Source organism: Oleiphilus sp. HI0117 (assembly GCF_001635235.1).
This window is the reverse complement of the sequence record NZ_LWGA01000413.1, coordinates 1-18,779: the sequence shown is the minus strand read 5'-3', so window position 1 is coordinate 18,779 and position 18,779 is coordinate 1. Positions and strand designations below refer to the sequence as shown.

15 protein-coding genes are annotated in these 18,779 nt (G+C 43.6%); 11 read left to right on the top strand and 4 right to left on the bottom strand.

Features of this window, described 5'->3' with window-relative positions:
• The first annotated feature begins 145 nt into the window (after window positions 1–145).
• From A3757_RS04905 to A3757_RS04870, 8 genes are all read left to right on the top strand, one after another.
• Window positions 146–865: a 1-acyl-sn-glycerol-3-phosphate acyltransferase gene (locus tag A3757_RS04905; protein ID WP_068510984.1), complete on the top strand. Its 720-nt coding sequence runs from the start codon at window positions 146–148 to the stop codon at window positions 863–865.
• Window positions 866–1,081: 216 nt separating this feature from the next.
• Window positions 1,082–2,509 (top strand): sodium:proton antiporter NhaD, encoded by a 1,428-nt coding sequence (nhaD, locus tag A3757_RS04900; protein ID WP_231872250.1) that lies wholly within the window; start codon window positions 1,082–1,084, stop codon window positions 2,507–2,509.
• 196 nt (window positions 2,510–2,705) lie between these two features.
• Entirely contained in the window at window positions 2,706–3,842 is a 1,137-nt protein-coding gene (locus A3757_RS04895; protein ID WP_068554450.1) for a flavin reductase family protein, read from the top strand.
• Between the two features lie 9 nt (window positions 3,843–3,851).
• On the top strand, window positions 3,852–5,156 hold the full coding sequence (locus A3757_RS04890) for an acyl-CoA desaturase (protein ID WP_068516104.1): 1,305 nt from the start codon (window positions 3,852–3,854) through the stop codon (window positions 5,154–5,156).
• A gap of 75 nt (window positions 5,157–5,231) precedes the next feature.
• Entirely contained in the window at window positions 5,232–5,942 is a 711-nt protein-coding gene (locus A3757_RS04885; RefSeq protein ID WP_068516111.1) for a pseudouridine synthase, read from the top strand.
• 129 nt (window positions 5,943–6,071) lie between these two features.
• Window positions 6,072–7,178 (top strand): LPS export ABC transporter permease LptF, encoded by a 1,107-nt coding sequence (lptF, locus tag A3757_RS04880; RefSeq protein ID WP_255374947.1) that lies wholly within the window; start codon window positions 6,072–6,074, stop codon window positions 7,176–7,178.
• A 158-nt stretch (window positions 7,179–7,336) separates the two neighbouring features.
• Entirely contained in the window at window positions 7,337–8,041 is a 705-nt protein-coding gene (locus tag A3757_RS04875) for a hypothetical protein (RefSeq protein WP_068516096.1), read from the top strand.
• Between the two features lie 254 nt (window positions 8,042–8,295).
• On the top strand, window positions 8,296–8,760 hold the full coding sequence (locus A3757_RS04870) for a ribosome recycling factor family protein (RefSeq protein WP_082885880.1): 465 nt from the start codon (window positions 8,296–8,298) through the stop codon (window positions 8,758–8,760).
• A 30-nt stretch (window positions 8,761–8,790) separates the two neighbouring features.
• Here the strand turns inward: A3757_RS04870 and parE are convergent, their stop codons facing one another.
• The 4 genes from parE to lolA all read right to left on the bottom strand — a co-directional run bounded on the left by parE (window position 8,791) and on the right by lolA (window position 15,522).
• Window positions 8,791–10,695: a DNA topoisomerase IV subunit B gene (parE, locus tag A3757_RS04865; RefSeq protein ID WP_068554448.1), complete on the bottom strand. Its 1,905-nt coding sequence runs from the start codon at window positions 10,693–10,695 to the stop codon at window positions 8,791–8,793.
• Between the two features lie 77 nt (window positions 10,696–10,772).
• Window positions 10,773–13,394 carry a S8 family serine peptidase gene (locus tag A3757_RS04860; protein ID WP_068511485.1) on the bottom strand — a complete coding sequence of 874 codons (2,622 nt, stop codon included), beginning with the start codon at window positions 13,392–13,394 and terminating at the stop codon, window positions 10,773–10,775.
• 98 nt (window positions 13,395–13,492) lie between these two features.
• Window positions 13,493–14,860 (bottom strand): replication-associated recombination protein A, encoded by a 1,368-nt coding sequence (locus A3757_RS04855; protein WP_068511488.1) that lies wholly within the window; start codon window positions 14,858–14,860, stop codon window positions 13,493–13,495.
• Window positions 14,861–14,871: 11 nt separating this feature from the next.
• The gene (lolA, locus tag A3757_RS04850) at window positions 14,872–15,522 is read right to left on the bottom strand and encodes an outer membrane lipoprotein chaperone LolA (protein ID WP_068511490.1); all 651 of its coding nucleotides are present in this window, start codon (window positions 15,520–15,522) and stop codon (window positions 14,872–14,874) included.
• Window positions 15,523–15,950: 428 nt separating this feature from the next.
• Here lolA and A3757_RS04845 point away from each other — a divergent pair, with 428 nt between their 5' ends.
• The 3 genes from A3757_RS04845 to A3757_RS04835 all read left to right on the top strand — a co-directional run.
• A complete protein-coding gene (locus tag A3757_RS04845) occupies window positions 15,951–17,780 on the top strand; it encodes an ATP-binding protein (RefSeq protein WP_068552639.1) in 1,830 nt (609 codons plus the stop codon).
• A gap of 14 nt (window positions 17,781–17,794) precedes the next feature.
• A complete protein-coding gene (locus A3757_RS04840) occupies window positions 17,795–18,157 on the top strand; it encodes a response regulator (protein WP_068552638.1) in 363 nt (120 codons plus the stop codon).
• Between the two features lie 69 nt (window positions 18,158–18,226).
• A partial coding sequence (locus A3757_RS04835; RefSeq protein ID WP_068739239.1) for an ABC transporter substrate-binding protein occupies window positions 18,227–18,779 on the top strand: 553 nt, incomplete at its 3' end.

The following is an 18,779-nucleotide window of genomic DNA, read 5'->3' as shown; positions in this document are numbered from 1 at the left end:
ACACTCAGCACGATGATCGTGTTGAACTCTTTTCAGTTGTAGATTCAACCATTAATTTCCAATGATTCAATCCAAGACACTGTAATGAGTTCGCCCAATAGCGTACACTTGTACTCAAACTTTAATTACTTGCACTGAGAGTCTAATGATTCGTTTTATTCGTTATTCCTTATTATCTATTCACTTTGTCATCAGTTGCGCTCTCGGCCTTCTTTACGGAATTATTCGCCCCTTTCACCCGACTAACAGCCGCTGGTGCGCACAGACATTTGCGTTTTTCGGCCTGCCTATTATTGGTATTAAGCCAAAATTGGTTAACGCCCATAATTATCCAAGCGATCGTCCTTTTATCGTGGTAGCCAATCACCAAAGCAACTGGGACTTATTTGTAACTGGATATTCCGTGCCGCCACGCACAGTCAGCTTGGGTAAAAAAAGCCTTAAATGGATTCCATTTTTTGGCCAGCTTTACTGGCTAGCTGGCAACGTGTTAGTTGACCGAGGTAACCCTAAAAAAGCGATGGAAGCAATGGAGATTACCAAAACAGCCCTCACTGAAAAGAAAACCAATATTTGGTTTTTTGCAGAAGGCACACGTAATCGTGGCAAGAACATGCTTCCATTTAAAAAAGGCGCATTTGTAACGGCCATCAACGCAGGCGTTCCTATTGTTCCCGTATGTACAAGCCCTTACTTAAAAGGTTTTAGTCTCAACAACCGCACGAATGGTCAGGCGATTATCGAAATACTTCCACCCATTGAAACAAAAGACCTTAGTAAAGACGACCTTGAAGAGCTAATGCTCAGTTGTCGGCTTGACATGATGGAAACTATCAGCCGCCTAGAGGATGAGTGCGGTAAATAGAGCGACACATCGCGACGCCCAAACTAGCCAGAACCTTTCGCTTCTGGCTAGCCGTCTCTATAAACCTTGCCTAGAATTCCCTTCCCCAAATTGATTTACGTCTAGAATCGTCTAATTAGCCCCCATACGCACATATTAAGCCTTAGAGACACTGGTCAAAACGAGATAAAGTTGTTTATCATCAACTATCCAAAAACAACAATGATTTGAAGCACTATGCTCAAGCCTCTACCCATAATCATGCCAGGCTTACGCTTTGTATTAGTAATCGCTTGCACGCTACTCGCTACCAATGCGCATAGTGAGCCACAACTGATTAAGCCCTATGATTTAAGCTCGTCATGGACTGGCTATCTGGCATTAAGCGTCTTCTGTCTCGCTTATGTTTTTGTCGTACTTGAAGAAAAAATACACCTGCGAAAGTCCAAACCAGTTCTTCTAGCCGCCTCTCTGATATGGATTATTATTGCTTTTGCGTACCACCGCTCTGGTGATAGCGAATTAATTGAGCCTGCAATCCGGCATAACTTCCTTGAATATAGTGAGCTATTTTTCTTCTTACTTGTCGCCATGACCTATATTAATGCCATGGTAGAGAGAGGGTTGTTTGATGATTTACGTTACTGGCTAATATCAAAAGGTTTTAGTTATCGCCAACTTTTCTGGTTCACAGGTTTCCTGGCGTTCGTAATTTCACCGATCGCAGACAATCTAACTACCGCACTTATACTTTGCGCCGTCGTTATCGCTGTCGCAAATGGTAAGTCTAACTTCGTCTCGGTCAGCTGCGTTAACATTGTTGTCGCAGCAAATGCCGGTGGCGCATTCAGCCCCTTCGGCGACATCACCACGCTAATGGTCTGGCAAAAAGGTATTATCGAATTCAGCGATTTTTTTGCACTCTTTCTCCCCTCCTTGGTCAACTTTTTAGTTCCCGCAAGCATCATGCACTTTGCAATCCATAAAGGCACACCCGATGACCCTGAAGGAAATGCTCGCCCGGTTAAGTTTGGTGGAGTTCCTATAGCTATTTTATTTATCCTAACTATTGCGACGGCTGTCACCTTTCATAGCGTCTTACACATCCCACCGGTATTTGGCATGCTCACAGGCCTTGCCTACCTTAAATTCTACGGTTACTTCCTCAACCAAAAGTCCAAATCCTGGAACCACGGCTCTGAGTACCCTCCCGGCGCGAACCAAGACCCTTATGACTTTGATGTATTCTCTAAAATCGCCCATGCTGAGTGGGACACGCTATTCTTTTTTTATGGCGTCATAATGGCTGTTGGAGGCCTGGGATTCCTTGGCTACCTTGGAATTAGCTCTGAGTATATCTACGGTGAATTTGGCGCAACAAACGCTAATATCATGGTGGGTGTCTTATCTGCTTTAATTGACAATATCCCGGTGATGTACGCCATTCTAACAATGAACCCTGACATGCCACACGTACAGTGGCTATTGGTCACACTGACCGCCGGTGTTGGCGGCAGCCTGTTATCAATCGGTTCGGCCGCAGGTGTCGCTCTAATGGGCCAGGCTCGGGGAAAGTATACCTTCTTCAGCCATTTAAGATGGACGCCAGTCATCGCGCTCGGCTACGCTGCCAGCATCTGGGTACACCTATTAATCAACAGCTAATGCTATAAGAATTTTTTATAGACTTGCTAATGCCACCACTCTACACCTATAAAACTCCCCCCTTCAATAAACTGACATACATCAAACTCCAGAGTACACCTGTAAGTTTATATTGACAAACAACACCCCCTTCTATAACGTCTATATCTAAGAGTACAACTGTTCTCCTAAATTACTACCACTCTCGAGGAAAATTATGGACACACTCAGCCAGAAACGACCATTCAATGATGTTGCGTCTTTAAAGCAACTGCCTCGGAAAGTAGCAGATCTTTTCAAGAGCACTGCTGGACTAAACAAACCAGCGAGCGAAGTTATTGATGAACGCTCCCCTACCATTAATGCACGCATTAGCCGGATAGTCAAAGAGACACACGATACCAAAAGTTATTACTTCAAAACTAAACAGTCTTTAAATCATCACAGCGCTGGCTCTCATATTAATATAAAGTTCGACAATAAAGGCGAAACCGTTGAAAGAACATACACCTTGTCTTCACAGCCAGAGCTAGGCTTTGATCATGCACAACAAAACGAGTACGCCATTACGGTTAAGTGCATAGAAAAAGGATTAGCTTCAAACTGGCTATTCTCACAGCTTAAAGTTGGAGACGAAATCAATGTCAGTAAGGCGCAGGGACAATTTGTATTACCCTACCACCCTCCAGGAAAGATTCTTTTTCTCTCTGCAGGAAGCGGCATAACTCCCGTCATGTCAATGCTTCGCTACCTGTCAAAAACAGGTAACCGCAGTGATATTGTGTTTATAAATTACGCTAAGTCAGCCAAAGATCTTATTTTTAAAAAAGAGATTGAAGAGTTAACAAGCAGTCGCTCAAATATTAATAGTCAGTTTGTGCTAGAAACTGGCTCACGCGGAAAGAAAAGCGGCCTAATAAATAGTTCACAACTTCAATCACTCGTTCCTGACTTATCAAGTCGCGACATCTACATGTGTGGCCCCCAAGGTTTTATGAAGGCATCTATGGAAATATTTGAGCAGCTAAGCATAGCCCCTTCAAAAATCCATCTAGAGAACTTCACTTCAGACCTGGCTGATGCCAGTACATTAGGCTACTCGAGCGAGCTTCAATTCGACTCCTTAGATGCATCAGTCGTATCAAGCCCAGCAAGAACAATATTGCAGGAAGCTGAAGCGGCCGGTTTGAAGCCTAAATCAGCATGCCGCACCGGAATCTGCCGAACCTGCCGCTGCAAGAAAGTTTCAGGCACTACCGTCAATCTAGCAACCGGGGAAGAGTCGACAAAAGATAATGACTACATCCTTCCCTGCATATCCGTTGCGAAAACAGCAACTCACATCGAGTTATAGGACAGTTTTATGAGCAATCAAAGCAAGGTTCAAGAAAGTACAAAAAAAACACTGGTCGATATTAAAACAGCGTTTAAAAGTAGCGATAAGCCAGATTTAAGCCCTCAGCAAATCAATGACTTCCAAAAAGAACTGGACGAGTTACGCTACTCTATCGAGTCAAAGCTAGGAAAAGAAGATATCGACTATTTTCAACAAATTGTCGACATACAGCGTTATTTGGAAATATCAGGTCGCCTATTGATTCATTTTAGTATCGAACCGGTTAGCTGGGCCCTGGGTGTCGCCAGCTTGAGCGCAGCACATATTCTCGAAAATATGGAGATAGGCCACAACGTTATTCACGGTCAATATGATTTCATGGGCGATGAAACGTATAACTCTGACTATGAGTGGACGATGACTGGCACCGCTAAAAACTGGAAACGAGCACATAACCATCACCACCACGCATATACCAACGTAATAGGTAAAGATACCGATTACGGCTTTGGTCTATACCGTTTTTCTGAAGATATTGAATGGAAACCGATTCACTTGCTACAGGTTCCATTCAATGTCGCCAATGCATTGGCATTTGAGTTTTCGGTAAGCCTGTATGATCTTCAGCTTACTCAGTACTTGCTACCAAAATGGTTACGTCAGGCAGAACACGATGACCTACTGCCTCTTCCGGAAGTATTTCAGGAACTTAAAGAATTTGTCGCCAAAGCAAGCAAGAAAGGCCTCAAGGAGTATGTCTTCTACCCCGCACTTGCCGGGCCACTAGCACCAAAGGTTCTTGCCGGAAATGTAAGCGCCCAAGTAATTAGAAACGTGTGGGCTTTTGCTGTTATTTACTGCGGTCATCTACCTGATGGCAATTTCACCTTCACTGAAAAGGAAATGGAGGCAGAGACAAAGGGACAGTGGTATCTACGCCAAATTCTTGGTTCCAGCAATTTTGAAGGGGGCCTTTTAACTCACATTATGAGTGGGCATTTGAGTCACCAGATAGAGCACCATCTCTACCCAGACCTGCCAGCGTGGCGTTATCGAGAGCTTGGCCCAAAAGTCCAGAATATCTGCGAGCGCTATGGCGTTCCTTATGCTAAAGGGAAAATGGTGCCAATGTTAGGTACCGTTGCCAGGCGCTTGGTAGAACACTCTCTTCCCGAAAAGGTAAGCGAAAAAATTACTGAAAAAGTACCTGGTTTGGCCTCTATTAAAAACAAGTTTGCTAGTTTGTTAAACACTGCCAAACCAGGAACTGCCGAGATACAGGTTATTTCACCTAAAACAAAGTCATCCAAGAGTAAGCTGAGCGCTGCGTAAGATCTGTTTAATTTTTCTATAAAGTTCTGTAAAGTGCCCGGCGAAACAGCTATATAAATGACCGGGCATTTAACTATGGGATACTCTGCAACTCGCCTTGATCGCCTAGTAAGCAAAAAACTTTCGATTAGCAAAAGAGAAGTTCAAACTCTCATTGCGCAAAGAAGAGTCCTAGTTAATGATGTTCCTGCTTCATTCGCCAGTTTACCGATTAAACAATTCACTCGCGTCACGGTTGATAAAACAGATATACAGAATAATCATGCACTTTACCTAATGCTCAATAAGCCTAAGGGCGTTGTATGCGCAACCAAGGATAAGCAACACAAAACTGTGATTGACTTACTTCCTTACGATTTTAAGGATCAATTGCATATAGCCGGTCGTCTTGATTTAAACTCTACCGGCCTTGTATTGCTTACAAATGACGGAGAATGGTCAAGACAACTAAGCGATGCTAATTGCGGAGTACTTAAAAGATATCGTGTTCGACTGGCCAAGCCTATAAGCCATGAATATATAAAAGCCTTTGCTGAAGGCATGCACTTCGCTTACGAAAACATTCATACTCGCCCTGTCGAACTTAAGATTCTTTCTGAGTTTGAAGCAGAACTAAGCCTACAAGAAGGCCGGTACCATCAAATAAAACGTATGTTTGGACGCTTTCGAAACCAGGTCCTAGCGCTTCATCGTTATGCAATTGGTGATTATCAACTACCTCCATCCATCCTTCCTGGCCAATCGAAACAAATCTTATCGATTATGCCTTTCGATCATGCTAACTAAGTGCTACCCGCTGCAACCATTTTACTTATCGTGGTACACTTGCCTCGATTTTACTAGGTGAAGCAAATTTAGCTGCTGCCACACTATACAAATCGACGTTCCAATCGGGCGGCTTTAATAATTTTACGAGTGAAAGGGTCACACTTGATAATCTTTAGGTATTTAGCGCGACAAGTATTCGTCTCAATGCTGTCAGTAACATTTATTCTGCTGTTGGTATTTATGAGTGGCCGCTTTATACGCTACCTGGATAAAGTTGCATCAGGACGGCTTTCAGCTGATGTTTTGTTTCCCGTTATGGCCTATCGCCTACCGGAGTTTCTACAAGTCATTTTACCTCTAGGGTTCTATATTGGTATTTTGCTCGCTTATGGGCGCATGTACCTTGAAAGCGAAATGACCGTTTTGCACTCCTGCGGCATGAGCCGAAACCGTCTACTGAAAATGTCTCTTAGCCTCTCTGTACTTATCGCAATTTTCGTCGGTACAACCAGCCTATACGCAACACCATGGGGTTTTCAGAAAGCAAAAGACTTGTTAACCGAGAGCGCAAATCTATCAGAGTTTGAATTATTATTTGCAGGACGCTTTCAAGAGCAGCGTTCCCAAGGAAGAGTCACCTATGTAGAGTCTATTAGCGACGATAAAAAAACGCTATTTGGTGTATATATTGCGGAAACCGAGAGGCAGTCACAAACTTACGCTGAATATGGCGTAATGAATACCAATGAAACAACAGGTGAAAAGTTTCTACTACTCCACAATGGCACGCGCTATCTTGGTAGCCCTGGAGAGAATGCATTTAAAGTCATGCAGTTTGATATGCTGGGTGTAAGAATTGATGACCAAACAGTGAAAGAAGCGAAATCTTATAAGATAGCTGCTCGGCCGACCAGTCAGTTGTTGAGCGCCCAAGACAACGCTTCAGCGGCCGAACTTCAGTGGCGGCTTTCACTCCCCTTCCTAGCACCTATCGTTTGCTTGCTAGCGGTTGCCTTCAGCAAGGTTAACCCCAGACAGGGTCGCTTTGTCCACCTATTCCCAGCAATGCTAATCTATGTAGCCTATCTCGGGTTATTGATGACAGCGCGCAGTAAAGTTGAAAAAGGCGATCTACCACCGGCTATCGGAATGTGGGCTGTTCATGCTTTATTCTTCGTTATTTCACTCTTAATGCTGTATCGGGAAAACATAGTTAACCTGCTCAAATCAAAACGATCTTCTGTACCTGAATAAGCCAAGATACCTAAACGATCGTACATCTCTAACATTGCGAACATAACTAAGCATTCGACATTTACATTCTCGCGTTTAGCATTACACTTAATTGATCAGTTCAGAAAAATTTCTGAACTAATTCATTGCCAGTTGCCAACAGATCTCAGGAGTACAGCGTGCTTTTACGTACCAGTGTCATAATTCTAGCCTTTTTCATTGCAGCCTGTTCGGGGCCTACTCGAAAGCCACAAGAACAAGCCATTTTCCAGACCCTGGTTGAAGATGTCACCTTTAGAAAGCTTGCTGATCACTGCACAAACCTAAGTAAGCGCTCAGAACAGCAAGTTTGGCGTGCTAAAAAGGAGTGGTGGGAAAGAAACGGCGTTGTCGTTGAAGCCGCTGATTACGGTTTTTCTTACAACCTAATCAAACTAACCGGCGACCGTCAGGAAACCGGAGCTAGATACGCAATGGGTCTAAATTTCGACATTGTTCAAGCCGCAGAAAAGCAAGCTAAACAAGTAATCGAAAATGGTCTAGAAGAAAGTGGCTGCATTGAGTTAATGACCTCCTATCGAGATGGTGAACGTGACCTTAGCGAGAACAATGAGCGCTACGGATTGCTCCTCAAATTAATGCAAGACAAAAAGACACGCGGTCAGGACTTAGAGCTGGAACAGGCAAAAATCGTCAATAAGACCGGTGTCTCCTTCTCTAGAAGTAGCATGAATGCACGCAGGCTGGCGCATCGTACCATCTGCCCTGGAGCTGAAATTACGACACTCAAATCGAACTGGCCCTTAGAAATATTCGAAGCCGTTTGCGCTGATGACTCTTACGTATTGATTGAGTGTAAGTGGGGTAACTGCACATCAAGGTAAAACTAAGTCTTTACGGTACTGCAATCTACCCTGCAGTACCCTTTTCCTAACGCCCCCTGACATTGGTTAGCGCTTTTTTCGATAAATAAGGCACACCCATAGCCATACGCCCGCTGTATAAATTTGACTCGCCAAAGAGCTTGCTTTTATCGTTACTATTCAGGGAAATCTAATAGTACGTTCTGCCTGACGCTTAATATTGACCGCAACGAGTTTTTGATATGATAGTCACTATGACTATCTAAAAATCAATAATGGAATATCTAAACATTTTTAGAAAACAAAGCTGTCGACATTTTCGTGACATTTATACCACCTTAAAAGTTAGTACAGGTTTTGTACACAAGCTCAATATGAACACTCATATAGAAATAACACTAAACAGCTTAGTAAGACGCACAAAACATACGGATCAATTAAAAGCTCTATTGAAAAAGAATGGAGGAAAACTCACTAGAAAAGGTCGATCACGTAATTGGAAGCTAGAGCTGTCTTATCAAGATAAGAAAACGGTTGTCAACGAACTATACAACTCAGATGAGCCAAGCTGGCTATGGATTGCCAAGTTGCTCGCGCAACAAGAAAAGACGCACTCACATGAACAGTTAGTCACCATTGCGCGCCAAGCACCGGCGATTACAGTTAATCAGCTCGTTGCTGAAACTAATTGCAGTCTTGCAGAAGCGCGTAAAGCGCTTGACGAACTTGAATGGCTTTAAGCCGATAAGCTATTTGGCCAATATTTAAGATCAAATCTCAGCTAGATCGCCCTTCTCTTCTAACCAGGCTTTACGATCTGCGGCACGTTTTTTACCCAATAACATATCCATGTTCTCGTTGGTGAGGTCATGATCATCAATGGTAAGTTGCACTAGGCGGCGAGTGTCACGGGCCATTGTTGTTTCACGCAGCTGAAGCGGGTTCATTTCACCTAGCCCTTTGAAGCGCTGGACGTTTATTTTTCCCCTTTTCTTTTCCGCTTCGATACGGTCAAGAATACCCTTTCGTTCAGCTTCGTCTAACGCGTAATAAACCTCTTTACCGATATCAATTCGATATAATGGTGGCATCGCAACGAACACGTGACCACGTTCGACCAAAGTTCTAAAGTGTTTAACAAACAAAGCGCAAAGTAAGGTTGCGATATGAAGACCATCTGAATCAGCATCTGCCAAGATACAAACTTTACCGTAACGTAGGCCTTCTAAGTCCTCTGAATTTGGATCGACCCCCAAGGCTACTGCGATATCATGCACTTCTTGTGAGGCTAAAATCTGACCAGAGTCTACTTCCCATGTGTTTAGGATCTTACCTCTGAGCGGCATAATCGCTTGATATTCACGGTCACGCGCCTGTTTGGCTGAGCCACCAGCCGAGTCACCCTCTACTAGAAACAACTCGGAGTTCATAGTCTCTACACCAGAGCAATCAGCAAGCTTACCAGGCAATGCCGGGCCGGAGGTCACTTTCTTACGAACAACTTTCTTCGCTGCTTTTAGGCGCTTCTGAGCATTACTGATACACAGCTCTGCTAACTTTTCAGCATCATCAGTATGCTGATTAAGCCACAAACTGAAGGAGTCTTTGACGACACCGGAAATAAAGGCGGCAGCTTCACGCGAAGATAGGCGCTCTTTAGTCTGTCCGGAAAATTGAGGGTCTTGAAGCTTGGCTGATAGAACAAAACAGCTCTTGTCCCATATATCTTCAGAGCTCAGTTTGATACCACGCGGAAGGAGGTTTCTGAACTCACAAAACTCTCTCATCGCTTCCAAGCAGCCGGTACGAAAGCCGTTAACATGCGTTCCACCTTGAGCAGTAGGTATCAAGTTAACGTAGCTCTCCTGAGTTATCTCACCACCTTCAACTAACCATTGTATGGCCCAGTCTACAGCTTCGGTATTACCGGCCATTGATCCACTAAAAGGGGCTGAGGGGCAAGTTTCTAGACCGTTAGTTGCCGACAATAGGTAGTCTTTTAAGCCATCCTGGAAGTGCCATTCGTCTTTTTCATCGGTCTGTTTATTAGTAAAAGTAACTGCCAGACCAGGACACAATACGGCCTTGGCACGAAGAATGTGGCGTAAACGACTAACTGAGAACTTCACCGTATCAAAGTATTGTGCATCAGGCCAAAAGCGTAACTCCGTTCCCGTATTACGCTTACCCACCGAATCAATCACATGTAAGTCTTCAGTTTTAAAACCGTCAGCAAAGGCTATCTTATGTAGCTTTCCATCGCGCTTGATCAAAATTTCAAGCTTGGTAGTCAAAGCGTTTACAACCGATACACCAACGCCGTGTAGACCGCCCGAGAAGTTGTAGTTTTCATTGGAGAACTTACCGCCAGCATGTAGCTTACTTAAGATTAGTTCTACCCCTGGTACACCTTCTTCAGAGTGAATATCTACGGGCATCCCGCGCCCGTTATCGGCAACTGACAAAGAACCATCTTCATACAATACAACATCAATTTTACTGGCGTGACCCGCAAGCGCTTCATCGACACTGTTATCGATTACTTCCTGAGCAAGGTGATTGGGCCGAGTGGTTTCAGTATACATCCCCGGTCTTTTCTTAACCGGGTCCAAACCACTTAGTACTTCGATTGAGTCGGCGTTATATTGCTTCGGAGATGAGTTATTGTCTGCCATATACTTCTTATGCTGCTATTAATGAGGAGGGATTTTATTTAGTGAAGCTTAACCGAGAATAGAGAGGCTGCCAATACCTAGTCTTCACTTAAGTCTAAGGGGTAGTGACTCGCACCAATCTCAAGCACATCGAGAGCCTCGATATTTGATTCAAAGAACTGAACACTAAAGTCAATGCCACTGATCACTTCCCGATTTGCGTTTAAGGTCTCGAACGAGTAGTAATTCGGATAGATTCCTTTTGCTTCTCCATCGTCAAATGAGCGCTCATCGCCATCATTATTGGTACTTGCTCTAACAAAATACTCGCCGACCGGGATATTCTCAAAGCGATAGCTGTATACACCGTCAGACAAAGATCCTGCCACGGTAGATGTAGCAAAAATAGGTTCTTCTGGCAAAGCGTTCAAAACCTCATCTAAGGCAATAAGCGATATATAAAGATTACCGACCGATTCGTTACCAGAAATAGTATTCGATGCGATTACATCAAGCGATGCAGTTTGCACCGCACCATCATTTATTTGATATTCTATGATCAAACTACCTTTCTTAAAGGTGTTTACTGGAATCGCTGCACTATTAATTTCTACCGTATAGATCCCTAAACCATTGGAATCTGTATCATCCTGACGAACATCTAACCAACTGGCGTCAGCTTCACTTGGTGTAATACCGGAGACAATAACGCTACCATTGCCTGGGTTAGACAAATATAGCTTTGCATTGACAGCATCATTAAAGAAAGAGAACGATTGCGGAAAGTAATACAAGGAGTCAGGTATATCGTTGCTTCCAGATGCCCATGCAACGGCTTTATGCGCATTAATTAGGCCATTGCCGAAACTGGATGAACCACCAATCAAGTCAGTGATGAGGCCGTTCTCTAATGCGTAGCTAAAACTTGAAGCATTGAGATCAGGATCTACCGACTTCATTAGCGCAGCCACACCTGAAACATGGGGGGCGGCCATTGAGGTTCCTAGGTACTCACTATATCCCGCCCCAGAGACAGTACTGATAATACCTTGCTGACCTTCAATCGTAGATTGCTCGTTGGAAGAGCCGCCGGGCGCTGCCACATCAATGTATGTTCCGTAGTTAGAAAAACCGGATAAGGCTAACTCTGACGTCACCGAACTCACTGCCGTCACACCGTCAAATGCAGCCGGATAAAACTTTTCGCTACTCGACTCATTCCCCGCTGCAGCAATTACGATAATGCCTTTAGCAATAACTGCATCGATTGCGGTCTTCAAGGTATCAGAGAAGCCTTCGCCACCGAGAGAAAGATTGATCACATCGGCAGGGTCACTAGGCAGCTCACCGCTATCATTGTCTAAGCCTCCTGCATACATGATCGCATTCGCCAAGTCCGCATCGGTTCCTTGGCTAACACCGTCTTCATTTTCTACCCCTAGAACGCGAAGAGCCATGACTCTTGAATTAAATGCTACACCCGATATGCCTTCACTATTATTACTTTGGGCAGCGACAATTCCAGCAACATGCGAACCATGATGCACTCGACTCAAATCCGTAGGGTCATCATCGAAACCGTCTTCGTCTCCGGAATATTCTGTGTCGGAAATAAAATCGTAACCACTTGTAGTCAACTGGTTGCGCAGATCAGGATGATCGGGATTGATTCCACTGTCGATGACAGCAACAATTACCCCGTCACCTGTAGCAGTATTCCATGCATCTTCAACCTTAAGTAGTGACAGATTCCACTGTTCTGAATAACGACTGTCGTTCGGGACGAAGGTAGCTCGGCGATAGTAGTTTGGCTCTGCGACCTCAATACCATCTAGTGCTTTTAGCTCTTCTAACAAAACCAGCGTTCGCCATTTTCTTTCGAGCTTACTAGCCTTGGACCAAGAGGTGCTTGAATTTACTCTTAAGTTACTATTAACGGTCGCATCGAAACGAAATAACTCTGCACTCAAACCCGCCCGCTTGGAATATTCTAGTCCGTAGCGCTCTACTAAAGTCCGTTGCAAGCTATCAAGTGAACGACTGCGTGTTGATGCGCCTTGAGCACTTGAACTCTGATCGAATGCAAGTAGCACCTCGCCTGGCACGAAGTCTAAGCGACTCGCTTCACTTAGCAGGCGTGCATTATCAGCACTTAAGTTTTGTGAAAGCGATAGCGTATACAGTAGCGCATCGTGCCCTTGTGTTGTGGCTACGCGCACATAGTATTCATTGGTAAGGGGAACAACTAAAGATTTGGCACCCGGTTCTGATATAGATAGTTCAGCCACAACGACGCCAGACTGATCTACTGCCCTGAGTTCAACAAGGGCATTGATATTGAATTCCTCTTCGTTAGCAGGAAAGACACTTAAACTTACAGTCTGGCCTTCGACCAAGGAAACTCGGTAATAATCATCAAGATCTTCCTCAAACTGATAGCAAAAACCAAGATCCTGAGACTTGCCATTTATGTAGCCTCCAATTGTAATCGGGTTACTAACCAGCTGGGCCGAAAAAAGAGAGTTATTCTGCTCACTAAGCGTGGAGCATGTTTGCTCAACATCAAGATCTACATTGGTATCAGGCTTTACGCTCACCTGGCCTTCGATTGTCACCAAGCCATCGTAAGTATCATCACTCAGCTTACTACCGCTTCCACAAGCAACTAAGGACAAGGCCAGGATACTCAATAGCAGCTTTAAAAAAGGGTGTGTACTCATATATGAAATCTCGATTACTGATAGCTAAAGACTTAACGCCAATAAATCAACCTTAGGACTAGGGCGAATAAATAGTCTATTAGTAAATTGTAGCAAAGTTAGGGAAATCTTTTTTGTTCTGACTCTGCATTTAACTGCCTGAGACGCGCCATTTTTTCGCCAATTTTTAGCTCTAAACCACGATTTACCGGGTGATATAACTGCGTGCCAGCAAGGTCTTCAGGAAAATAACATTCACCAGCAGCAAAGCCATCAGGCTCATCATGAGCGTAACGGTACTCCATTCCCATACCCTGATCTTTCATGAGCTGTGTAGGCGCATTTCTTAAATGCATTGGCACTGTCTCATCTCCGCCTTCCTGCACCAAACGTCGACAGGCATTAAAAGCGCTGTATACCGCATTGCTCTTTGGGGCGACAGCTAAGTAAATCACAGCGTGCGCTATACTCAGCTCACCTTCGGGGCTACCTAAGCGCTCCTGAACATCCCAGGCATTTAAAGCAAGTGTTAACGCTCGGGGGTCTGCATTACCAATATCCTCACTCGCCATCCTAACTACGCGCCTGGCTATATATAGAGGGTCACAACCGGCATCAATCATACGGACAAACCAATATAGCGCGGCGTCGGGATCAGAACCTCTAACAGATTTATGCAGAGCAGATATTTGTTCGTAGAAGATGTCTCCGCCTTTATCGAAGCGCTTAAGCGAACTTTGGATAACCTCTTCAATATTCTCTTTACTAACGACGCACCGCTTAGCATCTCTATCCGCCAGATCAACTGCTAGTTCAAGAAAGTTTAAGGCCTTGCGAGCGTCACCATCTGCAACCTTTGCCAAAATATCGACTAGCGATTCGTCTATTTTCACGTCAATATCGGGGAAGCCATTTCGATGCGCTAAAGCGTTGCTTATAACCAAAGCGGTTTCGTGCGAGTCCAACTTTTTTAATACATAAACCCTTGCACGTGAAAGTAATGCATTATTCAATTCAAACGAGGGGTTTTCGGTTGTCGCGCCGATAAAGATAACAGTGCCATCTTCAACAAAGGGTAAAAAAGCATCTTGCTGGGACTTATTAAAGCGGTGGACTTCATCTACGAAAAGTATTGTGTCCCTACCCGTTTGTTGACGATACATCTTTGCCTGTTCAATCGCCGAACGGATATCTTTCACACCACTCAATACTGCAGATAAGGGCAAGAAGTTGGCATCGAAGTGCTCAGCTAATAGATTCGCAAAAGTAGTCTTGCCGACGCCAGGCGGCCCCCATAAGATCATAGAATGAAGAGCTTGTTTATCTATGGCTTGCCTTAATGGACGAGAAGGCCCTACCAGGTGACTTTGACCAACATACTCTGACAGGTCTGCAGGTCTTACACGCGCAGCTAAAGGCGCATAGCGTTTGCTTGTAGATTCTTTCTGGGATTCACTAAAAAGCGGCGCGTCATCGAATAAAGACATTTTCTATCTACCTATGAGCCGGGTATTTGGACATCTCTAATAATGTCAGTACCTTCTGGTAATTCAGGCGTAAAGGTATTACTTGGCAGCTCTAAATTAACTTGCGACTGAATAAAGCTCATTGTACTTTCTTGCCCTAAAGCATCTGTGATCCGGAGTTCGCTCACATTCGAACCAGAGAAACGTAACTTCAGCCCCTCAAATAAGCTTTCCTCTGATTTTGGCTTTAAAGTGAACTGCCTTATTGATGGTTCAAACCATGCCATTTCTACCTCAAATAGCTGACCAATTTTTTGAGTATCACCACTAAACAATATTGCGGGAGTCGTTTGCACCTGCGAGCCCACAGCTTGGATAGTTGCCTGCTCTAAGTCAGGGTCATAAACAGTTACCTCCTTTCCATCAGAGATAACAATTTGTTCGAGCGGTTCATAGGTACGCCAGAAGAATTTGCCTGCTCTATCTGCTTTAAGCTCACCTTTAGACTCCTGAATACGTGCACCACGCTGATCAACAGAATATTGTACAAAAGTCGCAGAAAGAGTTTTTATCCTATTCAGAGACTCTACAAGCTCATCCAGTGCAGAGCCTTGCGTTTCAGGTGCTGAATAAACTGAACAGGTAAAAAGAGATAAAACGGAGAAGAAAATAAATCTATACATAGTGTGTCCATAACAAGTAATACAAGGCGTATACACCCTAAATAAGCGTAAGCCTTTCGCTAGAACGCAACTTTAACACATGAAACAAAGCTGAAAAGATAATTGTTGTTCATCTTATCATCTTGGCTATTTGCATAGATAACAACCCGAATTCTAAACGCTCAGCCCCTATTCACCACTTAAAACACTACATATCGGCATATCTAGAGCCACAAAAATTGATTCAGAATCACTCACCCACTAGCGATCTTCTCTCATTAAACTACACTTGAGGATCAGTGGTTTAGATATTTCCACTTCTAACAATGGTGATCATTTTGAACGATGGCGACAAAGCCAACAATCAGGGCTACAGCTTGGGTGTAAGGCTTCTAAGAGTTGTCTTTTCACTCTAATTGCTGATTACTTTGGTGATCACTGCTGTACATATGTATAACGAGTACCAGCAACAAAAGTTACGCATAGACCGTAACCTTATTACCTACCAATCGATCTTTGGAAAGTCTATTGCCACAGCTTGGTGGAATTATGATATGGAGCAACTTGAAGCTACGCTCCAGGGGGTATTAGGGCTTGCCGATATTTCAGGAATCCTGCTGATAGATTCAGAATCGAAACAGATTTTCGTCGATGGAAATAGCCCCAAAGAGAACGTAGATAAAGACAGCTGGGCAAATAAGTTCTATCAAGAATTCGAGGTGAGCTACGATGGACGTAAAATGGGTACACTTTACTTGTTTTCAAGCAGAGACATAGTAATAGACCAAGTTAAACACAATTTTCTATTCATTTTGGTGAACGCTGTTATTAAGTCAATTGTGCTATGGATACTCTTTCTGTGGGCGTTTAACAAGTTTCTAGTTAAAGCACTTGATAAGTTTCTGATTAAGATGGAAACAACTGACTTTGACAACATACATGACGATAGGCCAACTCTATCTGCTGAACTCTCACACCCCGGGCTTGATAGCCGTGAATTACGGCGCTTAGATAATGTATTCACATCACTTAAAAAGCGTCTTGATAAATCGAAAAACAACTTGCTTTCGCTTAACTCAAATCTTGAAGACATTGTCAGCAAACGTACGAGCATGCTTAAGCGACAGAGTAGTCTACTAGAAGCAATGAGCAGCCAGGCACGAATAGGCGCATGGGAATATGACGTTCAAAGTAAAGTGCTAACCTGGTCGTCAAAAACGAGAGAGATATTTGAGGTAGACGATAGCTTCACTCCCACGCCCGACTCTATCAAGCAATTCTATCCCGAACAAAGCATGGGGAAACTTGAAGCACTCCAACTCGAAGCCATCAGATCCGGCACGCCTTGGGCTGAACAGTTAAAAGTAAAAACACATAAAGGCCATCATATTTGGATCACTAGTACCGGTGAAGCAGAGTTTGAAGATGGAGTCTGCCTTCGTTTGTATGGTTCAGTGCAGGACATTGATGCCGAGGTAGGGGCTCATCAAGACCTTGTAGATGCAAAACAAAAAGCCGTGGCTGCAGACGTTGCTAAAAGCGAGTTTTTAGCCAGCATGAGCCACGAGATCAGAACTCCCATGAACGGCATTATGGGTATGCTCCACTTGCTACTAGGTAGCGATCTAAGCGAACAGCAGCGAGATCAGGCTGAACTATCTCTTTCTAGCGCAGAATCCTTACTGTCACTACTAAACGAAATATTAGATATTTCGAAAATAGAAGCTGGCAAGCTAAAACTCGAATATATCGATTTTGACCTTTCTGAGCTTCTTCGTCACCAAGAAAGCTTATGGAAAGGGACTGTTGAAAAGAAAGGCGTCAAGCTTGAACTCCAGTGCACAGACATTTCTCATCAGTATTTAAAAGGTGACCCGAATAGAATTAAGCAAATCGTTTCGAATCTAGTCAGCAATGCAGAAAAGTTTACCGAACAAGGCATTATCAAAATGACCGCTTCGACCTTAGAAGTTGGCGATAAAATAAAAGTGAGTATTAGTATTACTGATACTGGAGTAGGTATAAAACAAGCAAAACTCGGCACAATCTTCGATATTTTCTCACAAGAGGACAGCTCTACCACACGTAAGTATGGCGGGACAGGTTTAGGCTTAACTATCGTGCGCGAACTATCTGAAATGATGGGAGGTCACGTAGACGTGGTGAGTAAATTAGGATGCGGCAGCACATTTACCGTTCAGCTATTATTAGATATTGGGAAACGCCACAAGCCATCAACACACTTGAGCCACGAGAACGTGACAACAAAGCCTCTCTAGGCAGTTTCAATATTTTGTTGGTAGAAGATGTCAAAACAAACCAATTGATAGCCGAAGTGATTCTTGATGAAAACAACTACCCTTGCACCACCGCTAATAATGGGCAGGAAGCCATTCAAATATTGAAAGAAAGTAATACACAATTCGACCTGATATTAATGGACTGCCAAATGCCAATTATGGATGGCTACGAAGCGACTAGAAAAATTCGAAAAGGGTCTGCGGGTGAACATTATACAAGAATACCAGTGGTCGCCATGACAGCTCACGCGATGAAAGGCGATCGAGACAAGTGTATCGAAGCGGGTATGAACGACTATTTATCAAAACCTTTTTCACCAGAAGAAATGTTAGAAAAACTACAATACTGGTTATAAAAGAACGGTTAGCATATTAAGCGAGCTATTAACTATAACTTATAAATCAAGCGTGATTAGGTAGAAATTATGAAAAGCTTATTATTCTCTACAAATTTAGCATTATTGGGGCTACTTACAGCAACCCTTGCTTATTCTTCCGAAAAACAGGTATCCCTTTCTTACGTTGATTACCCACCCTACTACGGAAAGACTCTAGAGAATGGAGGCCCTATAAGTGAAATCATTTCAGCTGCTTTTAAATTAAAAAATTACAAAGTAACGAAAGAACAACTGCCATGGTCTAGAGCGCTAGAATGGACCAAAGAAGGTAAATTCGACGGTATCTATACCGCCTGGTACAGGAAAGATCGAGAAAAAGATTTCGCCTATTCTGCAGAGCTCCCTGCAAATAAAGTAGTTTTATTCAAACGCAAAGACGCTCAAATCAATTATCAAAGTTATTCAGATCTAAAACCCTACACCATCGGCGTTGTTCGCGGATACGCCAACCCACCAGGCTTCGATGAAGCAGGCCTAACCCTCGCCCCCGTAACGACAGATAAACAGAACCTATTAAAATTATCTGCTTCCCGAATAGATTTAGTATTAGTAGATAAAGCACTAGGAAATTACATCATTA

Excerpts from the sequence above, each read along its gene's own strand:
- A3757_RS04905 (WP_068510984.1), top strand. The coding sequence starts at position 146 with ATGATTCGTTTTATTCGTTATTCCTTATTATCTATTCACTTTGTCATC.
- nhaD (WP_231872250.1), top strand. The coding sequence starts at position 1,082 with ATGCTCAAGCCTCTACCCATAATCATGCCAGGCTTACGCTTTGTATTA.
- A3757_RS04895 (WP_068554450.1), top strand. The coding sequence starts at position 2,706 with ATGGACACACTCAGCCAGAAACGACCATTCAATGATGTTGCGTCTTTA.
- A3757_RS04890 (WP_068516104.1), top strand. The coding sequence starts at position 3,852 with ATGAGCAATCAAAGCAAGGTTCAAGAAAGTACAAAAAAAACACTGGTC.
- A3757_RS04885 (WP_068516111.1), top strand. The coding sequence starts at position 5,232 with ATGGGATACTCTGCAACTCGCCTTGATCGCCTAGTAAGCAAAAAACTT.
- A3757_RS04870 (WP_082885880.1), top strand. The coding sequence starts at position 8,296 with ATGGAATATCTAAACATTTTTAGAAAACAAAGCTGTCGACATTTTCGT.
- parE (WP_068554448.1), bottom strand. The coding sequence starts at position 10,695 with ATGGCAGACAATAACTCATCTCCGAAGCAATATAACGCCGACTCAATC.
- A3757_RS04860 (WP_068511485.1), bottom strand. The coding sequence starts at position 13,394 with ATGAGTACACACCCTTTTTTAAAGCTGCTATTGAGTATCCTGGCCTTG.
- A3757_RS04855 (WP_068511488.1), bottom strand. The coding sequence starts at position 14,860 with ATGTCTTTATTCGATGACGCGCCGCTTTTTAGTGAATCCCAGAAAGAA.
- lolA (WP_068511490.1), bottom strand. The coding sequence starts at position 15,522 with ATGTATAGATTTATTTTCTTCTCCGTTTTATCTCTTTTTACCTGTTCA.
- A3757_RS04845 (WP_068552639.1), top strand. The coding sequence starts at position 15,951 with ATGTATAACGAGTACCAGCAACAAAAGTTACGCATAGACCGTAACCTT.